We start from the raw sequence: 21,250 nt of genomic DNA, 5'->3' as shown, positions 1-21,250 counted from the left end.
TGGGCATCAGGCGATGATGACTATTAAAACTACATTTCATCATTCCGCTTCATCGCGTGGTTAAGTTTGTACCAGCCAGAAGTGGGCACCCTAGAAGGTGGCACTCAACAGGTATCATCAATGGGTCGAAAATACCGTTTCTCTTGGGATGCGTTTAGTGAAGGGACGGTAAAAGCGATCGCCCATGCAAATGGCTATTCTTCTTATTTAGAGTCCGATCCACTAACCTGGCTGACCAATCAATATAGCCGCCCGGATGAATACTTCGTTGAGCGCATGAAATCAACGCTAGAACAATGCTGGCTACCCGACTATTCTGGGACTCCTCAGATTGTGGAGCAGTTAATTGATGCAGGCATCGGTCCACTCGGCAATCCCAAAACTCAAATGGATTGCGTTGCTTACGTCAGAAAATGCCGTAACTCCAAAACAGTGCGGCTACGACTGTTGGAAGCAATGCTGCGCTACGGCGACCAGGATCGCCAACCGGATGATCCCCTTCTGTTTCCCACCGATGGCTCTGTGCCTCGTTTTGCTATTCTCGATCCGATTAAACAGCCTGTAGATTCCCGTCAGCCCTACGATTATCAAATCGAAGCTTGGGACCAACTATCGGTTCATTTTGCAGAGTCCGAAGTAACCAAGGTTTTTCAGGGCTTGCTGGTAATGCCTACGGGGTCAGGGAAAACCTTTACCAGTGCCCGTTGGTTGATGCAGAACGTGATTAATCGTGGCTATCGTTTAATCTGGCTGGCGCATCGGCATGAATTGTTAGAGCAAGCAGCACGAGAGTTTCACACTTTGGCGAGCTTCGCAACCCAACTCGAAAAACTGAGGGTTCGTATTATTTCTGGCATTCACTGCTCGACCACCCAAATTGATCCGGCAGACCAAATCCTGATTGCCTCAGTCAGCAGCCTTGCCCGTCGCCCTGACCTGATTGATAAAATTCTTGCTGACCCTAAGAGCTTTCTGGTCATTGACGAGGCGCATCACTCTACAGCTAAAAGCTACCAGGCGCTGATTAACCGCTTGGGAACAATAGATAATCGCCGTATTTTGGGCATCACTGCCACGCCTACGCGCACAGCAGAAACTGAGCGAGGCACCCTTGCCAAACTTTTTGGCAACCGTATTCTTCACGACATACCTATTACAACCCTGATTGAGCGCCAGTTTCTGGCTCGTCCCTTACCAGTGCGGGTCGCAACGAAGGCTGAGGTGGAGGCAGGGGTGACGTCGCAAGATGAAAAATTTCTCGCGCAATTCCATGACCTGAGTGAAGCTTGGCTCCAGCGCATTGGCCACCTGGAAGAACGGAACCGTCTCATTGTCGATCACTACCTGCAAAACCACGAGAAATATGGCAAGACTTTAATTTTTGCGATCGATGTGTCCCATGCCGCACTCCTGACGGAACGGTTGCAAGCCAGGGGTATCAAAGCAGACTATGTTGCCAGCTATCGTCTTGACGGCGAACCGACCAACAATCGGGAAAGGGTGCATCGTTTCCGTGACCAAGCTAGTGAAGACGCGATCGATGTGCTGGTGAATGTCCAGATTCTCACTGAAGGCGTCGATATTCCTGGCATCCAAACCGTCTTTTTGACTCGTCCAACGGTCAGTGAAATTTTAATGCGTCAGATGATTGGACGTGCGTTGAGAGGTGCGAAAGCTGGCGGAACGAAGGAGGCTTACATTGTCTCGTTTGAAGACCACTGGGAACGCTTCCGTGAATGGCAAAGCCCACTGGCGCTGGTTCCCGACCTTGTGCCTCCAGAGCCTGTCGATCCTGACAAACCTGCAAAGGTGGTGACTCCAACATTGGTTTCGATGCTGCCCTGGGATTTAATTCGAGCAACAGCGGCTCAAATGGCATCACAGGGACGGGGTTTTGAGGCAGATGCCTTTGAAGCAATCCCCCATGGTTGGTATCTGCTCTCCCGCGACCAGGATGGTGAAGATGTTTATCAGGTGATTGCCGTTTACGAGCATCAACATTCATCTTGGGAAGCACTGCTGAAGGATTTATGGGCACGGTCCCAAGCAGCGCTTGAAACGATGCAAGCAGATACTGACTTCGATGACTTCTTCTGTGATTCTGATTATCCCCTACCCTCTCAACACGATGTGCAAAAAGTCATCGCACATCGGCTGGCAGATGGAGATTGCCCAGAGTATAACGACCTCGTTAATCGAGAAGCGTGCGATCCGTACCGCATTGCCAATCACATTTTTGAAGCCGACTTAGGAGCCAAGGCACAGAATACTTTTACTGAGGAACGCTACACCGCTTTGGCTCAAGCAATTTACCCTTCGCTCCGAGACTTTCGAGCCGCGATCGAGGATGCTCTCTACGAAATTCAACACCCAGACGCGAGCACTCGCTCTCAGCGTGCAGTGCCAATTTTCCACCCCAGACCCGAAGAAACGCTACAACCGGGACCGCATCACAATTTAGATCGCGTGATGATCAAAGTGCTGGAGTTGGCTTCCGGCTTGCTAGGGCTCGATCGACCATTGCCTCAGCGGCACTCTGTGGCATGGACAAAGCGCTTAGTGAAAGGTTGGTATGGACAGGCTTACTGGGAGCCCGGTCAGCCTCATGGGCAAGGTAAAATCCGGCTTAACCGCCTGCTTGATAGTCCCGATGTTAGTGAAGACGTGATTCAATATTTGCTCTGGCATGAGTACCTGCACCTCTATCTGCAACAAGGGCATACCAGTACCTTTCGAGAGTACGAGCGTCGGTGGGCGACCTATCAAGAGTGTGATCGCTTTCTAGACAATCTGAATGAACGCTTTGGCGTTCAGTTCTGGTAAAAGACCGATTCAAATGAGCCACTTCTGAGAAGTAGTGACGATTCAGTGTGGAATGGCTTTACTAGAAAGGGACCTGCTCAACGCATAAATGGAATGATGCTTGGAAGTACTTTTTGGCTGCATATAAAGAAGCTGAGAAGCCTCACAGCCGCTTGTTCATCTTTAAGAACTTTATTCAACGCTACGAACCCCCCATTGCCGTCTTAATTTATGCCCTTCGAGATCATTCACAAGCCTACTTTTACCAACCAACTGCTCGCCATTCCCAAGGAGCGAGTCATGCAGATCTTGGAAAAGATTGAGGTCTTGCGGGATGACCCCAACCCCCACAGCAGCCTGAAGAAAAAACTGCATGGGTACAAAGGCGACATCTACCGTTTGCGTTCTGGCGATTTCCGCATCATCTACACCTATGGCGACGGTTGGGTAGCGCTCTTGGGGGTTGATGCTCGTAAGGACGTTTATAAGGGCGATAAACTGGTCGCGGAGGAGACTGAGGTTGACATCAACGCCCTTGCCAAGCTCGATGATCTGTTGACTCCAGAACAACCGCAATCGCCGGAGCCTAAACCGCCTCAAACTGAAACCCCTTTACCGGTTGAGTTAACGGAAGCACTGCTGGAACGCCTACTCATTCCCAAAACCTGTTTTCCGGCACTGCTGACCTGCCGTACCTTCGATGACTTGTTAGAAGCCGATGTTGATGGTGCTGTTCGCGATCGCCTCTTCGATTGCATCACGGCTCCCAATTTTGATCAGGTTCTCAATCAACCCAGTTTTGTCACGGGTAGCCCCGACGCACTGCTGCGCTTCAAAGAAGGGAATTTGCTGGGCTTCCTGCTCAAGCTCAATCCCGAACAAGAGAAATTTGTCACCTGGGCCAGCAATGCTATGGGTCCGACACTGCTCAAAGGCGGTCCTGGTACCGGTAAAAGTACGGTGGCGCTTTACCGTACCCGCGAAATCCTGCAACAACTGCAAGCCAGTGGTGTCAGTCAGCCCCGCATTCTGTTCACTACCTACACAAATGCCCTTGTTACCTTCTCGGAACAACTGCTGCAAGAGCTTTTAGGGCAAGATGCTCAGTTTGTAGAGGTCAAGACAGCTGATACCTTGATTTACTCATTGGTCTGTCACGCCACAGGAGCACCGAACCTTGCTCCTACCAAAGACCTGCTGAAGTTAGTGCAAAAAGCTGTACCCCAAGCGATCGCGACCTTAGAGGGTAAGGCACTACAGCAACAGGCACAACGGCTAATTCTGGAACGACTGCAACCGGAATACCTGCTGGAAGAACTGACTGAGATGATTGATGCCAGAGGACTCGAAACGCTAGAAGCTTACCGCGCCACTCCTCGCACCGGACGCAACCTTCCACTCAACAAGGTGCAGCGGCAAGCTATCTGGCAACTACGACAGCACTGCGATCGCCTGCTGGCAGACCAGGGTATGGAAACTTGGGCACAACTGCGGAACCGTGCGTTAGCCCTACTGCAAGCTGCTCCAGAACCACTGTTGTACGATGCCGTCATCATCGACGAAGCTCAGGATCTGAGCCCGACCATGCTACGATTCCTGATTCAACTGTGTAAGGCACCCAAGCGTCTCTTCATTACTGCCGATGCCAATCAGTCCATCTACGGCAGCAGTTTCCGCTGGAGTGAAATCCATGAGTCACTCAAGTTCGTGGGGCGCACAGGCATCCTCAAAGTGAATCACCGCACCACCCAAGAAATTGGCGAAGCTGCCATTGCCTACCTGCAAGATGGCATGTTGGAAGACAATGACAAGGAGCGATCCTATATCCATACAGGACCACCGCCAGCGGTGCGTGCCATCCCCGATCGTGCCTCTGAAGGCAGTCTACTGGCTCAATTCTGCCGTACCGCCGCCCATGAATTTCGCTTAGGGCTAGGAGCCTGTGCGATCCTGGTGCCAACCGAAAAAGCTGGTAAAAACATCACAGGACAACTAAACTATCTGAGCCTCGACGCGCGGTTTATGACCAGCAAAGACCTGGATCTCAGCTACAAAGGGGTAAAGGTGTTACCACTCAAAGCGGCAAAGGGTTTGGAGTTCCCGATCGTGGCGATCGCTGGCTTTTTGGAAGGTGCCTATCCGACGATTGTCAGAGGTACTGCGCCAGAGGCAGTTACGGAAATTTTGACCCGTGAACGGCGCACGCTTTATGTGGCAATGACGAGAGCCATGCGTGCCCTGCTGGTGCTGGTACCGGCCAAGCAGCCACCGCTTCTGCTCCAAACGTTCGATCCTTGTCTCTGGAACCTTGGCAACGCATGAAAATTATTAAACTCCCAGCCATACTGCCGGGAACTTTAAATCTGGTGGCGGTCAACCAACAGTTACGCGAGCGTACGGCGCAACTGGACTGGAGTGCCGTCGTTTCTGCCTCTGAGCCGCAGCTTTCGGTGTTGCTGGCAGGGCTAGATCTGTCTGATGATGCCGATGTACTCGACTGCGAAGACAGCACCCTATCGGACACGATCGCCGAGAAAGTGGTGCAGGCGCTGCAAGCCGCACCCAAACGGATCAAGACGGTGAAAGCCGTAGCAACGCCTGCTAAGGTAGCGCCTACAGTTTGGCAGCAACCCAGTTTGGTCGAACCCCAATTTGTGGCAACGACCCAGGAGCAGGGCGAAGGACAAGGCAAATTGATCGAGATGCAATTTGTGCCGATGAAGACCCAGGAAGCCCAGCAGCCCGCTGCTGAGGCTGCTGCTAGCCAGGAGCAACCGCTCCCGTCTGATGCCCCACCCGTTTTGAAACCACCCTCTCACTATCAAATCCGAGCCGAGTTGGAACAGGCAGTACTGGCGGATTTGTTAGGTCCAGCAGGCGGGGCATACGAAGAAGTGGATGAGGCACGCGTCAGCGATCGCTACTTGGTCGGCTTATTGGCTCCCCTCCACCGACGGAACCGTTCGGCTCCAACCAATGATCAGGCAGAGCCAACAGACGAACTCGCTACCGCTAAAACTGGCACTGTAGATGAAGGCACCGAACAGCTGGATGAACTGGCTGTTGGTGGCACAGGGACGATTGACGATGGCACCACTGAAACGACTAATCCAGTCAGCGAAACCATGTTCCCGTCTTCGCTGGGCCTGAGCTTTTGTGTGAGCGGTACGGCTCAAGCCATCACCATCAAAGCGGGCTGGGGGCAGTACGAACGTGCCAAAAGTGAAGCGTTAGAAACACCCACTGGCGCGCCAAAAACAGTTTGGCGAAGATATCCTGTCGTGGGACAATCCCCACCGATACCGCTTCAAGCAGGTGGCCTTGAACCTTGGCGCATTGACCCAGACCGCGAGGTCTATGTGCGCGGGCAAATCCGTGCCTGTGATGATGACTGGATCATCAGTTTGTTCCTGGTTAACGAACAGCGAGAACCAGAGCGTTCCCCTGACCAGGCATGGCTGTTTCAGCCTGAATTGAGTGTAGAAGCCGCAGACCTACAGCAGCGCAATATTTTCATCCGCAAAGCGCAGCAACGCTTACTGGGTAAGCTCGACCCGGTGCAGTACGCCGAAGAACAGGCAATGGCCATGCTCTATCGGCATCAGGTTGAATTTGCCGTGGGACTTGGGACGGGTGTTCATGCAGAGTTAGCCGATGGCAGCACCGATCGCGCTGTGCGTCTATGCACAAGGGTTGTGCCCACCTACGAAGTTCCCAAAACGGATGCGCCCACACCCGACGAGATACCGGGACTAGCAGGACTCGTTTTGGACATGCAGGTGTTAGCCGAGGCTCCCCCGATCGCACTGCTGGAGCAACTGAAGCCCCTGGTCACGGCCTATGCCGCCTGGATTGTTGAGCAGGCGGCTCGTGTCGCGGATGCCAGTGCCCAACTGCAAGGCTATGAGACGATCGCCAACGATACGTTGGCAAACTGTACCCGTACGTTAGAGCGCATTCAGGCAGGGCTAGCGTTACTGCAAGCGGACCCACAAGCCCTCGAAGCGTTTCAGTTTGCTAACCGAGCCATGTGGCAGCAACGGGTACATTCACTCTTTGCTGAACAGAAACGACGCGGCGAGGCTGTTGAACTAAACACTGTTGATATGCCCAAAAATCGTTCCTGGCGACCGTTCCAGCTAGCCTTTATCCTGCTGAACTTACCCAGTATTAGTGACCTGCACCACCCGGATCGCAGCCACGAAACCGAAGCGATCGCTGACCTGCTGTGGTTCCCCACTGGGGGTGGTAAGACGGAAGCCTACTTAGGTTTGACTGCTTACACGATCGGGCTACGACGCTTACAAGGCACGATCGCCGGGCGGTCTGGAGAAGCCGGTGTGGCAGTGTTAATGCGTTACACCCTGCGCTTACTGACGCTGCAGCAATTCCAGCGGGCCACAGCCTTGATTTGTGCCTGCGAAGCGATCCGTCGAGAGGATACTGCTAAATGGGGCAATGAGCCCTTTCGGATTGGCTTATGGGTCGGTCAGAAAACAACTCCTAACCGCACAGAGCAAAGCGAAGAATTCCTCAAGCAAAAATTGGGACAATATCAACCGACCAGCAGTGGCTCTCCCCATCAATTAACGAATTGCCCCTGGTGCGGTACCACAATCGATCCCGGTAAGCAGCACATCAAAGTGGAGTCTTTTGCCAAAGGACAGGCACGTACCCTGATTTACTGTGGTGATGCCCTCGGTCGCTGTCTGTTTAGTCAGAAACAATCGCCAACCGAAGGCTTGCCCATTCTGGTGGTCGATGAAGAAATCTACCGTCGTCTACCGACATTGCTGATTGCCACCGTCGATAAGTTTGCCCAGATGCCATGGAATGGTGCTGTGCAAATGTTGTTTGGACAGGTAGACGGCTACTGTCAACGACATGGTTTTGTCTCGCCTGAAATCGAGGATTCGCTCAGCCATCCTGCCAAGTATGGTCAGCCACTGGCTAAAACTCTCCCTTCCAATCCCTTACGTCCCCCAGATTTAATCATTCAAGACGAGCTACACCTGATTAGTGGTCCCCTTGGGACACTGGTGGGTCTCTACGAAACGGCAGTAGACAAACTCTGTTCCTGGACAGTGGACGGTAAAACCGTTCGCCCTAAAGTGATCGCTTCCACAGCGACCATCCGGCAGGCGCGTGACCAGATTCATCATCTGTTCCTGCGTCAGGTACAGGTTTTCCCACCGCAAGGTTTGGATGTCACCGACAACTTCTTCTCCCTCCAACGCGAACCTGGTGAAGACTATCCGGGACGACGCTACTTAGGTATCTGCGCGACAGGGCGCAGGCTAAAGGCAGCCTTGATTCGGGTCTACACAGCCGTGCTAGCTGCCTCACAGGCACTTTACGACAAATATGGCGAAGCGGCTGACCCCTGGATGACGTTAGTGGGCTACTTCAACTCCATGCGAGAGCTCGGTGGTACAAGACGTCTGGTGGATGACGATATTCAGTCGCGCCTGGGCAAGATGGATCAACGCGGACTGGCAAAGCGATCACGCCTAGAGGTGAAAGAACTGACCTCCCGCATTGCTTCTACCGATATCCCCGTTGTGCTTGATGCGCTGGAAGTGCCCTTTAATCCACATCGCGAGAAGAAAATAGACACTCGTAAACCCATTGACGTGCTGCTGGCCACCAACATGATTTCAGTGGGTGTAGATGTACGACGCTTAGGCGCAATGGTGGTAACAGGGCAGCCGAAAACGACGGCAGAGTACATTCAGGCCACGTCTCGTGTCGGACGTGCTTTTCCAGGTCTTGTCTTCACCGTCTATAACTGGGCACGACCACGAGATTTGTCCCACTACGAGCAGTTTGAACACTATCACACGACCTTTTATAAGCATGTCGAAGCACTCTCGGTGACGCCTTTTGCGCCTCGCGCGATTGATCGCGGGTTAGCAGCTTTGTTTGTCTCCCTGGTACGGTTGCAGGGGATCGAACTCAACCAGAATGAAAAAGCGGGGCGGATTGATCGCAATCATCCGTACATCCAAGCCGCCATCGAAACGATCGTGACACGTGCGGCTAATGTCGATGGTCTGAAAACCCGGGATTTGGTCAGGCAAGAACTAGAAGCAAAACTCGATTACTGGCTAGAACAGTCAGACAACTTGCTTGGTGGAGCCGTGTTAGGCTACAAGCCCAAAAAGGACGGCATCACAACTGGTTTATTGACTCAACCGGGACAGGGAGACTGGCAACCTTTCACCTGCTTGAATTCACTGCGGAATGTGGAGCCGACAATTGGGCTGATTCTGGATGATCGCATTCCAGAGGATGATTTCCGCGCCCCCCAACCCATGCCCAGTTCACCCTGATTAAAAAGCTTTCATGGCACAAGCACAACCCCGCAGCAAAGTTGGTGAACTCCGTCCGAGCCAAATTCTCTTTTCGGCTGGCATTGGTGCCGTCATTGATTTGCCGAACCTCTCCACAATGGTGATGGGACTGGATGATTGGGAGCTGACCCATGCGGCTGAACTGGGAGAAGAACGCTTATTGGCAGTTGTACGGCGATCGCTCAGCTACTCGGTCAAGCGGTTACTCTCTCCGCCGGTGCCACCAGAAGCAGAGAGCCTGTCGCCCCTTTTAGACGAGAGCCAGCGTGTCGGCATCCCGGTCTCACCGTTCCCTACGTGGATGCTCTGTCCGCATTGCCGTCTCCTGGCTCCGCTCCAGTCTGGACTCTTTGACCTCAAGACCGATCGCTTTCGCTCGGATCAAAACCGCTACCGCCACACCAACTGTCCCAAAGGTAAACACCCACCCACCGTCATCCCTGCCCGTTTTCTCGTGGCTTGCAGACACGGGCATCTGGATGATTTTCCCTGGCGTTACTTCGTCCATCGCGGTGTCGATTGTCAAAGGGGCACCTTGCGGCTGCATGAGTATGGTGTCTCCGGCTCAGCGGCTGATATTGAGGTCAAATGCGATGGCTGTGGTGCTAATCGTCGCATGTCCGATGCCTTTGGGGAGCTGGGCAAAAAATATCTGCCTCAATGTCGCGGTCGCCATGTCCACCTACGAAATTTTGCTGAGGGCGGTTGTGATCAGCAAATGGTGGGCATTTCCTTGGGAGCCTCGAATAGCTGGTTTCCGATTACCCTCTCTGTCCTCTCCATCCCCACAACGGTCGATCGGCTGGCTCAACTGGTGGAGAAGCACTGGACAGTGCTGTCAAAAGCCGTCAGTCTGGAAGTGCTGGCTGCTTTCCGGCTGATTGGTCAACTGAAAGAGTTTGCGAAGTATACAGACGCCGAACTCTGGGTGCAGATGGAGCAGCGACGTTCGGCTACAGTGGACAACGCGGAGGATGAAGCTAAAGACATCAAAACACCCGAGTGGCAGGTTTTCTCCAAGGCAGATACCAGCCTCAATTCGGCTGATTTTTGGCTTTCGTCTGTGGCAGCGCCGAAAGGCTATGAAGCTTATTTCAACAAAGTAGTGTTAGTCGAACGCCTACGGGAAGTCCGCGCCCTAGTGGGTTTTACCCGCATTGAATCGCCCGGTGACTTTACGGAAACTGGAGAGATGCCGGAAGACTACTGGGCACCACTGAGCCGCCAAGAGCCAAAGTGGGTACCAGCAACCGAAGTGCGCGGCGAAGGTCTTTTTATGCAATTCAACGAACTGGCAATTGCTCAATGGGAGAGCTTACCACAACTGCAAGCCTATAAAAAACAGAGTGTCGCAGCACATCGACGCTGGCGCATCATGCGATCGCTGGATCCTGATGCCAATTACCCTGGCGTTCGCTACTTTCTACTACATTCGTTCGCGCATGCCTTAATGCGACAGTTAGCCATTGAATGTGGCTATAGCGCCGCTAGTTTAAGGGAGCGCATTTACTCCAGGTCTCCGGATGAGGCTAACGGACCCATGGCAGGCATTCTGCTTTATACAGCGGCACCCGATAGTGAAGGCACCTTGGGTGGCTTAGTGAGTTTAGGAGCACCAACGACACTCGGTCGTCATATTGGCCAAGCTTTAGAGCAGATGCGCTTATGTGCCTCGGACCCGCTGTGTGCAGAGCATAGCCCGCTCCAATCCCTGAACTCCTTACATTGGGCTGCCTGCCATGCCTGCCTCTTCAGCCCAGAGACCTCCTGCGAACGGGGCAACAAATACCTTGATCGGACACTCCTGATCCCAACGGTGAAAACTGAATTAGAGTCCCTTGCTTTCTTTAAGCCGGTGGGTTAACCGTGGCTATCCTCTCTGCCAAACTGCTGGAGCAGTTGCGACAGGTTGCTCAGGAAGTGCCAGATTCCACCCTGGACTCCCTACTGCGAGTGCTCATGACTATTGGCTTTAGTGAGTCGTCCACACTAAAGCACAAGCTTCTGCCCCTACTGCCGAGAGCTTCATGGCGACAGTTGCTTAGTGCTTTGATTGATGTGTGGCAGACCGAGGCGCTTCTGTTGGATGGCAACGCGATCGCGGTCGCCCTAGCAACCGCCGCACACTGCCGAAAGAGCCTCCAACATGAACTCGCGGCTGAACTGGTTTGGACCGGACCCAATCCAGAAGCACTACCTCTGCGACGCACCGATCAAGCCTTGTTGCAATTGATTCGTGCTGCACAGCAGGATCTCCTGATTGTCAGTTTTGCCATTTACAACATTCCTGAAATTGTTCAGGCACTCATTGTTGCGCTCGATCGTGGAGTTAACGTTCGCATCATCGCTGAAACCCCTGAAGCTAGCGACGGCAAAATCTCTTTTGGCATGGCAGCTACTTTTGGATCTGAGCTTTTAGAGCGTTCTCGAGTCTATGTTTGGCCTAAAGGGAAACGGCCTGTGGATGAGCAAGGACGCTTTGGCTCTCTGCATGCCAAATGTGCAGTCTGTGATCAGCAACATCTCTTCCTTTCCAGCGCTAATCTCACTGCCTATGCCATGTCACTCAATATCGAAATGGGTGTCCTGATTCATAATCGAAACCTCTCAGAACAGGTGATTCAGCAGATCAACAGCCTTATCTCATCTGGTGTCCTGACTCACTGAGAGCGCAATTCCACCTTCAACATTGCTGTTAGCAAAGGCAGACAACGTCTTAACGACTAGCTCTTTGACTCCATTCAGTGTGTTACTCGAAAGCGCTCCATTACCCTGTGGACGTCCAGCTTCTTTACGGTCGAAGTGTTGTCCCTCAAATTTGTCGTCTGTTGCTTGAGTTAACGTGAGTTCGGGATAAGGAATCGCTAGAAGCCCTGATTTTCCGCGGCTTGCACCACGCTCTCGGTCAAGTTCTTGTCAATAAGTCTCACAGTTGCAAATACTTGCAGTAGCAGGTCTTATTGAGAAAGGGTGACTGGCTGGCTACTTAACTCAAGCTATTCATAGTAGGGGTTTTAGCCTTCGGCTTAACCCGAACTCACGTTGAGTTAGGAAAGACCAAGCAGACTAGGGTGATCAAAAACGTGGCGAGGAGATGGTCGTAGCATTAGGATATGGGTCCTCGCTTGAACATAATTTCCCGCTCCATTTTTCCTGCTACTGACGAAGTATTACACTACTCCTACAAAGGTACTACAAGTATTTAGTGAGCAACGAAGCATTACACTCTTCAGCGGTTGTTACCCTTTTGTCACTCTGCTTGTAGCACACTTACCAATAGTTTCTCGCGCTCCTTACCCTAAGTAGCTGCAAGAAGTTGCGTTTAACCGATATTTCACTCGCCATATGAATAGGGTGTACCACGTTAACGAGAAAAGCTCGTTAACGTGGTACACCTCCAGCTAACAAACGGTTGCAGCCTCATTATTCAAGCGCTCCAATTCGAGAGACTGCTGACCAAGCCAGGCTTTTTCGACCTCACGTTGCTTCAAGGTTTTCTGATGGACCTGCTCCTGTTGCTCTAGCAAAGTTTCGTACATGGAAATTGCTCTTGCAACTACCGCATCCACTCGTTCAAGTCTTTCATGAAAGGCTATACCAATCATTTCACCAATGTTCTCAAACGTTTTACTCAAAGATTCATCAAACTGTTCAAAGCCGTTCTCAAAAACTTTGGCTCTAATATCGGCATCAATACCTAATACGCCACCGACACCAGTGCCGAACAAGCCACCAGCGACTAAGCTACCGACAGTGAGCAAGATGGGACCAGCGAGGATGATTGCTGGTACAAAAACGGCAACGCCTAAGCCAGCTAGTCCCAGGTTTCCAAGAAAACCAAAGTCACCCAAAGCAACATTATCATCCTTGTAAAACACCCAATTTGAAGACTGGGCTTTCTTCAAGACGTCAATGTCTTCAATGCCAGCCTGAATCGCGCTCAACTCTTTTTTGATTTCAGCATCAAGACCGACTAAGGAAGGTTGCAGGATAACTTGCTTCAGCTGCTTTTCGATCCACTCATTTAGTTCCGCTGAAAGGTCATTATTGAACTGCTTGGCATAGTCAGCAATCAACTGATCGCGGCTCCAGAGGGCTGAATGTTCAGAAGACCACTGCTCCGCTTTCTCAGCTAAGCGTTCGTCAAGCCCCTCAACCCATTGATCCCAAGACTCCTCAGTTTTTTCAATGACTGAATCGAATACCTGCTCCGACAAGAGTTGAAGCTTAACGTCCCTTCCACTGGCTTCGCCAATTTGCTCTAAAACTTTTTGACTTTCAGCTTTAGAGAGTGACACTTCACCATCTAAAAGCTTTTCAGCTTGTTGCAATTCGACCAAAATCAGCTCAACCAAATCTGTGATGCTATTGACAGACTGCTTGATTGTGATGGAGCCACGCTCAACCGTGAGAAAGTGCTCGATCGCCTGTGTAAACGCTCTAAAGGATTGTAGATACTCCTCTTGCCGTCTAAGCGCAGCTTTAGCGGAAATGTAGTGAATCCGATTCTTCTCAGGGACGAGCAGATTTTCTGCTGACACAAAGTCCTCAAGCCGTTGGGTCACGTCGTGACGATCGTCTTCGTTGTCCAGCAAGTCCATAAAGTTGACTAGCACAAACAAGTTTTCCGCCGGCAGCTTAGCGTTACCGGTCAACTGCATTCTTACATACTGAATTAATTCTTTTTCTTTCTCTGGCAGCAGGCGTGAAGCATTGGTCAGAAAAAGTGCCGCATCCGTATCTTTCAGCAGTCGTTCCGTGATTGCCGTTCGGTCAGGATGTTCATTCAAACCGGGAGAGTCAAGGATTTCAACCCCACTCTGGCACAAAGCTAAAGCGGGGTGCTCGAAGATGATTTCCTCAAGTTCCGTGGTTGCCAGTGCATCACCGTGATGGGCGACCGCAGCCGCTTTTGGGATAGAGGCTTTTTCCTTATACTGGTCAATCGAGATTTCTTCCTGTCGTCCATCTTTGTAGCGACAAAGCACCTGTTTGCGTTCACCATGCCGCAGGGTGGTAATCGTACCACTGCAAGGAATCGCTCTGACCGGCTGCACTTCTTCACCTAGCAACGCATTGAGTAACGTTGATTTGCCTTGACTGAATTCTCCGACAACGGCTAACCGAAAGCGCTGCGATTGTAGTTTACGCGAGATTTTAGCTACCGCTTCGACAAAATGGTTGGGTAAAAAACCACGCTCAGAACACGCTTGAATGGTGTTATAGAGCTGATTGCACAGGCTATCAAGATGCTTACGAGAAGTCTGGAATGCTTTGAGGCGCTCATAAGACGTCACGTGCGACAGCAGCATTGTCTGTGCTGGAACTGCGGGCAAGATTGAGCGTAACTCGCTTGCCGCCTTCACAAACAGCGTCTCCAATTCATGGAAGCGAGCGGGATCAAGCAGGGATTTAACCGCTGCTAAGGCTGCTAAATCCTGAACAGCTTGCTGTGTAAAGCCAGCCTCCAAAACCTCTACATAGCCAGGCTTTAGTCCCATCAAGAGCGCCACCTGACGCAAATACTGTTTCTCTGCTTCATCGATCGCTCCATCTGCTGCAGACATCTCATAGCCAAAGCCAATGAGCAGTAGCCTTTCAGACTCAGAAAACGAGCTCAGTAAGGTCAGGGTTTGCTCGGCATGCGCATAAACCTTTTGCTCTCGAATGCCTTTACTAAGCAACTGAGTCAGTTGACGTACTTGGCCCTCTGCTGGCATGAAACGAGTTAAAGTCTTTTGCCAGCGCTGCTTTTCCTCTTCAGTCACTCGCTGATCAGCAAACATTACACCCAAAAGCACCGTGATCAGAGCTGACAGGAAAAGCACTGGCGGTGTAACCTCCCGTGCCTCAAGTTTTTTTCCGGTGATCCTGGACAGTAGCTCAATAGCCTTGGGATCAACTGTTTCCAAAATCCCCATGGGTTTTCTAGCCTTAAGCGGTTACTTTCTTGAAATATGCCCAAGCTAGCCAGGGATAACTGTAAAGACCGAGAAAATTACGGATATCTTCACAAACTCCTTGCTTTAGGCTTAAAGCAACTCAGTAATCCCAGGTAATCACCATGCTGTTTGTTTTTCCTCCCCTGATACAAGCTGGACTGGCCTCAGGGCAGTACGAAGTCGTCAAAAATGCAGCGGGCGTAGCTTTGGGTCTTGCCAGAGATAAAGCAACAGGACACTTCGTTGGTCCCGCGATCAATATGGTGGGCCATGGCGGGATTCCTTTTAACCCTGTAGCCGTTCCGTTGCAATTTGCCCAGATGTACCAAACGCATCAAGGGTTTCAAGCGGTACAAGTAGGTCTTCAAGGTATTCAGGCAAGCTTAGGTGTTTTGCAAACCATGGCGGCTTTAACAGGGGTTGGCGTGGCAGCAAATGTGGCTATCTCGGCTGTTAGTCTCTGGCAAATTTTGAAACTGAGAGAAGAGGTTAAATTACAACGGCTGGAGCTACAGGAAGGCTTTCTTGACCTCAAACAGGTCTTAAGCGGTCAAGGCACAGCCATCATCGAGAAAATTGACGAAGCAGTTCAGGATCTAGAGTTTAGGCAGCACCGTCAGGCTCTAGCTCAAGCTTATGGAAGATTCCTGGAAGCAACTAGGCAGATGAAGATCACGATGTTATGTGAAGACTTGAACATTAGAAATGTTGGGTTGGCTAACATACGGCAAACGTTAACGCATGCCCTCGCTGACTACAAAAATCCGCACTTCCTACCAGAAACCAATGCGGTGACACAACTTCGTCGAGCGGAATGTGTTTGGGTGATCGAGCAGACAATCGCTGTTACTTACCAACTGCAAAATCAACCGGAAGCTCTGAGCAACTGTCTCGAACAGCTGCAAGATAGAATCTGTGAGGATCTGCTTGTGGTCGTCGAACTCTGTGATTCAGAAGAGGAGCTAGACATTATTTTCCCTGAAATCACACGTATTCATGAGCAAGACCTGGTTGTACTGCAGTGCTGGCAAGAGCAGGTTGATTGGCAACGATCGCTCTCCCCTTCTGAACAAAAGCTGTTACAAGCAGTTGCCAGCGGTCAGCCCAACGTCACTGAAGTTTCAGCCGCACCGGACCTAGCCATCCCTTCAGAGCAGTTGCTTTACGAGACCCTGAAGCAGAAGTCACACCTTTCAGCTTTATGTGATGCTCTTCTGCTGATGCTGCAGACTGAAATCCGTAGGGACTATGAAACCTACGTTAGTCAGCAAGCTGAGCAGGCAGGGCATAAAGCACTTGTAGGGGCGAATTTACAGCAAATGTCAAATTTGTCTGTGGCAAATCTCTACTGGTACTTTCAGGTCCGCGACGAGTCCGAACAAGAACCGACCGAAGAAAGCATAAGGTAAATATGAGCCACCCCTACTAAAACGTAGGCGCGGCGATCGCCCGTTCCACTTCGTCCTCTCCCACCTCGAGATACCGCTGCAGCGCAGGTCCATTGGTTGAGCGAAATGCATATCGGCTCGACTCAAACAGTGCGACTACCCATCACAACTTATTACGCTGATGCCGCTGCTGAGTGCGCGTTAGAAGGGTTGTTGCCCACCGGCGTACAAATCGCTCGCAGCCTACCCTTTCTCTAACTGGACGAGGAGCCCAACAAGCTTTAAGGGTGTGATTGCCCCTCAATGAATGCCTTCAGTCGCTTGGCTACAAGGCAATGGTAGAGAACATCAGGGGCGATCGCCTCCTGGCCTCTAGCCAGCATCTGTCAGCCTGACAATCTTCTGGCGCTCCTCAGGACTGAATTTACGTAACTCCTCCACAAGCGAAAGCGGCTGCATCCCTGCCTCCGTCATTTCTGGAGCTTCTTCCAAGCGATGAAAGAGGTGCCGATCAATCGCCTCATAGATGGGACGCACCTTTTCCTGCTCCGTACAACGCTCGTAAATGTCCTTCAGCGTTTGGACATTATGACCCATAGCAAAGGCGAGCGATGCCACTTCAGCTTCGGTCAGTTTGACCTGAAACGCCCACGTTGCCCAGAAATTGCGTACCGGTGCGGCGTAATGCGTTTCCCAAGTACTTGGGTTTGGACACATCCAAAACGAACACATCAATAAGCCCTCTGAGCGCTTGCGGTAGGTTTGCTTCAATGCTGATTCTAAGTTCCTGAGCACTTCCGATGCCGTGTCTTTTACGTCCAGCAACCTTCTCGTCTGCGCCAAACCAGACTGCGAGGAAAATGCCCTGTCGCTCTGCGTCTGGGTGAATAGAGTAGCGTTCATGCAGTTGAGCAGAAGCGGCAGTGTATAGCTCGTCATGCCACTGCCCTTTGACCTCTGTAACAAGCAATCGTCTTCTGCCGCTAATCATTTTGGTCGCCGTGAAATCACTCCGCTTTGCGCCCTTTAGCTGATGTTCTAGTGTCACAGAAATCCCTTGCGGCTCAAGCCTCAAATTGAGGCGCTCAGCAATAATTTCCGTAGACTGTACTTCGCCTAGCCGATCACCTTTCTCATAAAAGCGATCTGCAGAGTTAAACTCTCCACCATCAATAGCTTTCTGGAAGTCTTGAAGCTCTTGGATCACAAGTTGACGCAAACCTTCCACAGTAACGACTACGTCGCGGTCCAGTCGATTTACAATTTCCTGTGGTGTCGGCGGCTCGAAATCCCTGAGTGCGTTCTTTCGCACTTGACCGGCATGTATGCTCTTTAAGTCATTGTGGAGGTCAGCGAAACGCGAATCGACAAGAAGTCGTTCGAGGACAGGGATAGCGTCATCGGGATCATCTGAATCAATTGACCAAATCACGTCGGTCAAGAAGCGGTACGCATTCTCTTCTTTGGGACTTTCCGTCCCCCAGTGGCTCGGCAGGTCTACCTTAGGCCATTTTTCAATAAAGGCATCTAGAATGGCTTCTACCTTGCTTGATGTGAGCTTGGGCCAGTAGGAATGAGCACCAAGGTTTGTTCGCCCAGACCGCTCGTAAAGTACAAGCACAGTATCTTTATCTGCTTTGAGCCAAGCCCAGTATGTTTCAAGTGCATCGTCGAGAAAGTACCATGCGCGCACTAACCAGAAAGTGTGTTTTTGTTCGATATCTTCATTTTCAGGTCGGTTAGGCCAGCCAGACATAAACTCTGCACAACGCTCAGCAATGATTTCTTTCAAGTCATCCCGATTGCCACTCTGAGCAGCAATCTCGAAAAGTGTATTTAGGGGCCAAAGCTCCAATTCACGAAAACGTTGAAGCCATTCAATTGATAGGGTGGCACGCAAATGACTGAAGACCTTCTCGCTATCCAATAACCAAACTTCAGAATGAGCACATCCCGACTGTGCTAGTTGTGGCTCAACGTACTGCCGAAGAAAGTTCTCGGCACTTGTTTTATTAGAAAAGATCAGGCGGTCAACTTCGGTCTTCAGTGCATCGCGCTCTGCTTGTGAAACTGCATTGTAGTGCGTGCGAATGTTAGTTCGTAGCGCTTTCAAGAGCCGAAGATTAACGCCTTCCAAGTTGCCTTCAACACGCATGATCTCTAAGCATGCCGCATAGAGAATCATCTCCGAGTGATCATACTTCGAGGTACACTGTAGTTCCGCGAGTTTGAGTAGATCGGGAACGTGCGGAGCTATAAAGTCGAGACAGTTTCTGAGCGCAGTCCGAACAAGCTCTCTGTCGTTAACCTTGTGCTCAATTTTCTTTGGTTGCATTAGCACCAACTCGGCAAAGAGAACTAAACACTTCCAATCGCGGCCACCTTCGACAAGCCCTCGGTTGTCTTGAAAATACTTGATCCTCGTTGCACGGATTTCGTCTTGTTTCCTGCTGCGGCGCTTCATCTTTCGGGTATGGCTGACATGCCACACACGTTTGTCCCGTTTAAATTGTTGCGTTATAGCCCTCATAACCCTATTAGACTTAGCCCACACTCGCATGAATAAGGGTTTTTCCAGTGCTTGTTCACGCATGTGACGCCGCAAGTCGTTCGGGCCTTGCTCTTCTTGCTTTCGATAGTACTGATGCCCAGCCATGCAACTCACCCACAAAGCTGGGTTGTTGGTTGCAAACGCCAGATCGACTATGAATTTGTAGTCATCTCCTCGAAAATTAAGGCCAGTATGGGAATAGGAGAGCCGATCAAACTTATTAATCCGGGTCTCCAAAATCTCGTCTCGATCAGTCAGTTTTCCAAACACATGAGCAAGAATGCCTTGGCGCAGTTCATCATCTTTTTGAAGCACCTGAACCGCTTTGCTTTGGTCTGTGTCTTTTTGCTCGTGGAAGTTCAGGTTCCCGACCCATTGCCAAACCCGTAGTGGATTAAAGGGAGGCGTCGCCAATTCGAAGTAACGGTCCAACATTGACCCTACGATTTTGCTTATACCGTTTCGGCAGTCACATTCATAAGGCCTCTTTCCGCATATGCATGCGAGGTCTTTGGTTAAGTCATCTAAGAGCCATTCAATAGCCGCAAAGTTTAGCCCGTTGATGAACTTCTTCAGAAAATAGCGATCGCCTATTGCGCACTCATCTTGCTCTTGGTGGCCCAGATAAAGCTTTGAACAAATACGAAGAAATTCTGCAAGATAAGCCTGTTCGAATGTTTCCGGACCCAAGGTTTCGATGGTCTCAGCCACAATGCTGAGAGAAGTATTACTGGCCTCAGAAATAAGAATGTCCAAGTCAGAGGGATGGACATCACCGTCCATGTCGAGCAAGTACCTATGCGTCAACAAACGAGTGTTTTCGCTTTCAGTCGGCGTTAGAGTAAGTTGGCGTAACTCATCTCTCAACTGCTCGATTGCTGGTGAGCCTGCTAAAAGTTCAAGGATCAGATCACGCAAGTCCCCGTCACCTCCAGCTTTGAGAAGAGGTTTGAGTTCTTCCACAACATCGTGGGTGAAGAATCCTGCAACGCTGAACCGACGCCAGAAGTCCCCTCTTCGAAAGTAAGGATCTTGTGTCTCAATTTCTTTGAGCCGGTTCATAAGCAGGCGCTTTGAAGAAGGCTCAAGCTGGGAAGGATCGCCGTTCGCCAATACTGCGTAAGGATCAAGTTCAATTGCAGATTCCTCAATAGGCTTGTTGCCTATCGCTGCCATCCAACCCAGCAACCCTCGCAGTTCATCTCGCACTGTGGAGTTTGGAGCAATAATAGGTAGGCACTTGGACAGTGTCAGAGCATCCGCTGGGTCTGCTATCCGCTTGGTGAGATAGTCCGCTGCACAGTATTCAGCAACAATCCTGTGAACCGGGCGATGCTGGTCTACACTATCGCTCGATTTGAAAAGACGAGTTGCCAGGATACCGCTAGCCGCAGTATCGCCGTCAAATAGTGACGCAAGCAATGGATACATCCGATTTTCGGTGGCTTCGCTTGTGCAGACGCCTTCTGCACCGGAAAACAAGAGTTTGGTGAAAACTTCCGACGATATGTTAACTTTTTGAGCCGTCGAAAGCGTCGAATTGATGCTCGCTACATTGGGGTTTGCTTCCTTCGCCAGATGTTCAACCGCTTGTGCAAAGATTGCTCGTTTGTCGGTGAAGTGTCTTTCGCTCTCAATATAGGCGTCAGCAAACAGTTTCAAAAACTGAGGATTTGGAAGAAGCATTTCTAAATCAAATCGAGCAACCTCAGATCGAAACGCGATGAAATCCTCTCCTGGTACATGATGTTCAAAGATTGCCCACTGTTCCGCTTCATCAAACTCGCATAGCCTAACCACCAGAGGTGGGTGTCCGAAAAAGTCTTTGACTGCGTTCGTTGCAGCGTTATCCCACTCGCTGGAGCGGCTTGACAAGTAAACGTGGGTTGGGTTGGCCCCTTTAGCTTGGCCAAGAAGTCTATAGATGCCGGTGGTGTCCACTTTTGACAGCTCATCAAATGCATCAATCACCAGCGGAATACTGTTTTCCCTTACTCCCACGTATGCGAATTTGCTTGCTGTAACGGCTGTTGTGCCCAGTTGTTGGGCAAGACTTCCCATAAGCTCAGTTTTACCACCGCCGGGTTCAGCCAATACAACGACGTAATGAGAAGCGGCGAGCAACTCCGTTTCAGTGTATGTTTTGTCATTATCTGCAAGGCTGCGTGGAAGGTAAAAAGTTGTACTCATGCACGCGTAGTATTCATAAATGAG

10 protein-coding genes are annotated in these 21,250 nt (G+C 50.9%); 7 read left to right on the top strand and 3 right to left on the bottom strand.

The window, feature by feature from the left end:
- Positions 1 to 66 precede the first annotated feature (66 nt).
- The 5 genes from H6F86_RS24495 to drmC all read left to right on the top strand — a co-directional run bounded on the left by H6F86_RS24495 (position 67) and on the right by drmC (position 11,822).
- On the top strand, positions 67 to 2,823 hold the full coding sequence (locus tag H6F86_RS24495; RefSeq protein ID WP_190452185.1) for a DEAD/DEAH box helicase: 2,757 nt from the start codon (positions 67 to 69) through the stop codon (positions 2,821 to 2,823).
- A gap of 210 nt (positions 2,824 to 3,033) precedes the next feature.
- Complete coding sequence (locus H6F86_RS24490) at positions 3,034 to 5,124, top strand: UvrD-helicase domain-containing protein (RefSeq protein WP_190452183.1); 2,091 nt, start codon at positions 3,034 to 3,036, stop codon at positions 5,122 to 5,124.
- Positions 5,121 to 9,134 carry a DISARM system helicase DrmA gene (gene drmA / locus H6F86_RS24485; protein ID WP_190452182.1) on the top strand — a complete coding sequence of 1,338 codons (4,014 nt, stop codon included), beginning with the start codon at positions 5,121 to 5,123 and terminating at the stop codon, positions 9,132 to 9,134. The genes H6F86_RS24490 and drmA overlap by 4 nt, the downstream gene beginning before the upstream one ends.
- A gap of 13 nt (positions 9,135 to 9,147) precedes the next feature.
- The gene (locus H6F86_RS24480) at positions 9,148 to 11,019 is read left to right on the top strand and encodes a DUF1998 domain-containing protein (RefSeq protein ID WP_190452181.1); all 1,872 of its coding nucleotides are present in this window, start codon (positions 9,148 to 9,150) and stop codon (positions 11,017 to 11,019) included.
- 2 nt (positions 11,020 to 11,021) lie between these two features.
- On the top strand, positions 11,022 to 11,822 hold the full coding sequence (gene drmC, locus H6F86_RS24475; RefSeq protein WP_190452180.1) for a DISARM system phospholipase D-like protein DrmC: 801 nt from the start codon (positions 11,022 to 11,024) through the stop codon (positions 11,820 to 11,822).
- 734 nt (positions 11,823 to 12,556) lie between these two features.
- Here drmC and H6F86_RS24470 read toward each other — a convergent pair.
- On the bottom strand, positions 12,557 to 15,076 hold the full coding sequence (locus H6F86_RS24470) for a dynamin family protein (RefSeq protein ID WP_190452179.1): 2,520 nt from the start codon (positions 15,074 to 15,076) through the stop codon (positions 12,557 to 12,559).
- Between the two features lie 143 nt (positions 15,077 to 15,219).
- On the opposite strand from H6F86_RS24470, the gene H6F86_RS24465 reads away from it, so the two are divergent.
- On the top strand, positions 15,220 to 16,506 hold the full coding sequence (locus tag H6F86_RS24465; RefSeq protein ID WP_190452178.1) for a hypothetical protein: 1,287 nt from the start codon (positions 15,220 to 15,222) through the stop codon (positions 16,504 to 16,506).
- 96 nt (positions 16,507 to 16,602) lie between these two features.
- Positions 16,603 to 16,743: a hypothetical protein gene (locus tag H6F86_RS24460; protein WP_190452177.1), complete on the top strand. Its 141-nt coding sequence runs from the start codon at positions 16,603 to 16,605 to the stop codon at positions 16,741 to 16,743.
- 114 nt (positions 16,744 to 16,857) lie between these two features.
- Here the strand turns inward: H6F86_RS24460 and H6F86_RS24455 are convergent, their stop codons facing one another.
- Together H6F86_RS24455 and H6F86_RS24450 are read right to left on the bottom strand one after the other, a co-directional pair.
- Positions 16,858 to 17,082, bottom strand: a complete 225-nt coding sequence (locus tag H6F86_RS24455) for a hypothetical protein (protein WP_190452176.1) — start codon at positions 17,080 to 17,082, stop codon at positions 16,858 to 16,860.
- 22 nt (positions 17,083 to 17,104) lie between these two features.
- Positions 17,105 to 21,226 carry a hypothetical protein gene (locus H6F86_RS24450; protein ID WP_199305475.1) on the bottom strand — a complete coding sequence of 1,374 codons (4,122 nt, stop codon included), beginning with the start codon at positions 21,224 to 21,226 and terminating at the stop codon, positions 17,105 to 17,107.
- Positions 21,227 to 21,250 lie beyond the last annotated feature (24 nt).

This window comes from Phormidium sp. FACHB-592 (assembly GCF_014695795.1).
Taxonomy (GTDB): Bacteria; Cyanobacteriota; Cyanobacteriia; order Leptolyngbyales; family Leptolyngbyaceae; genus Stenomitos.
This window is presented reverse-complemented; position numbering and strand designations above follow the sequence as displayed.

Excerpts from the sequence above, each read along its gene's own strand:
- drmA (WP_190452182.1), top strand. The coding sequence starts at position 5,121 with ATGAAAATTATTAAACTCCCAGCCATACTGCCGGGAACTTTAAATCTG.
- H6F86_RS24450 (WP_199305475.1), bottom strand. The coding sequence starts at position 21,226 with ATGAGTACAACTTTTTACCTTCCACGCAGCCTTGCAGATAATGACAAA.
- H6F86_RS24490 (WP_190452183.1), top strand. The coding sequence starts at position 3,034 with ATGCCCTTCGAGATCATTCACAAGCCTACTTTTACCAACCAACTGCTC.
- H6F86_RS24480 (WP_190452181.1), top strand. The coding sequence starts at position 9,148 with ATGGCACAAGCACAACCCCGCAGCAAAGTTGGTGAACTCCGTCCGAGC.
- H6F86_RS24470 (WP_190452179.1), bottom strand. The coding sequence starts at position 15,076 with ATGGGGATTTTGGAAACAGTTGATCCCAAGGCTATTGAGCTACTGTCC.
- H6F86_RS24455 (WP_190452176.1), bottom strand. The coding sequence starts at position 17,082 with ATGGGTCATAATGTCCAAACGCTGAAGGACATTTACGAGCGTTGTACG.
- H6F86_RS24465 (WP_190452178.1), top strand. The coding sequence starts at position 15,220 with ATGCTGTTTGTTTTTCCTCCCCTGATACAAGCTGGACTGGCCTCAGGG.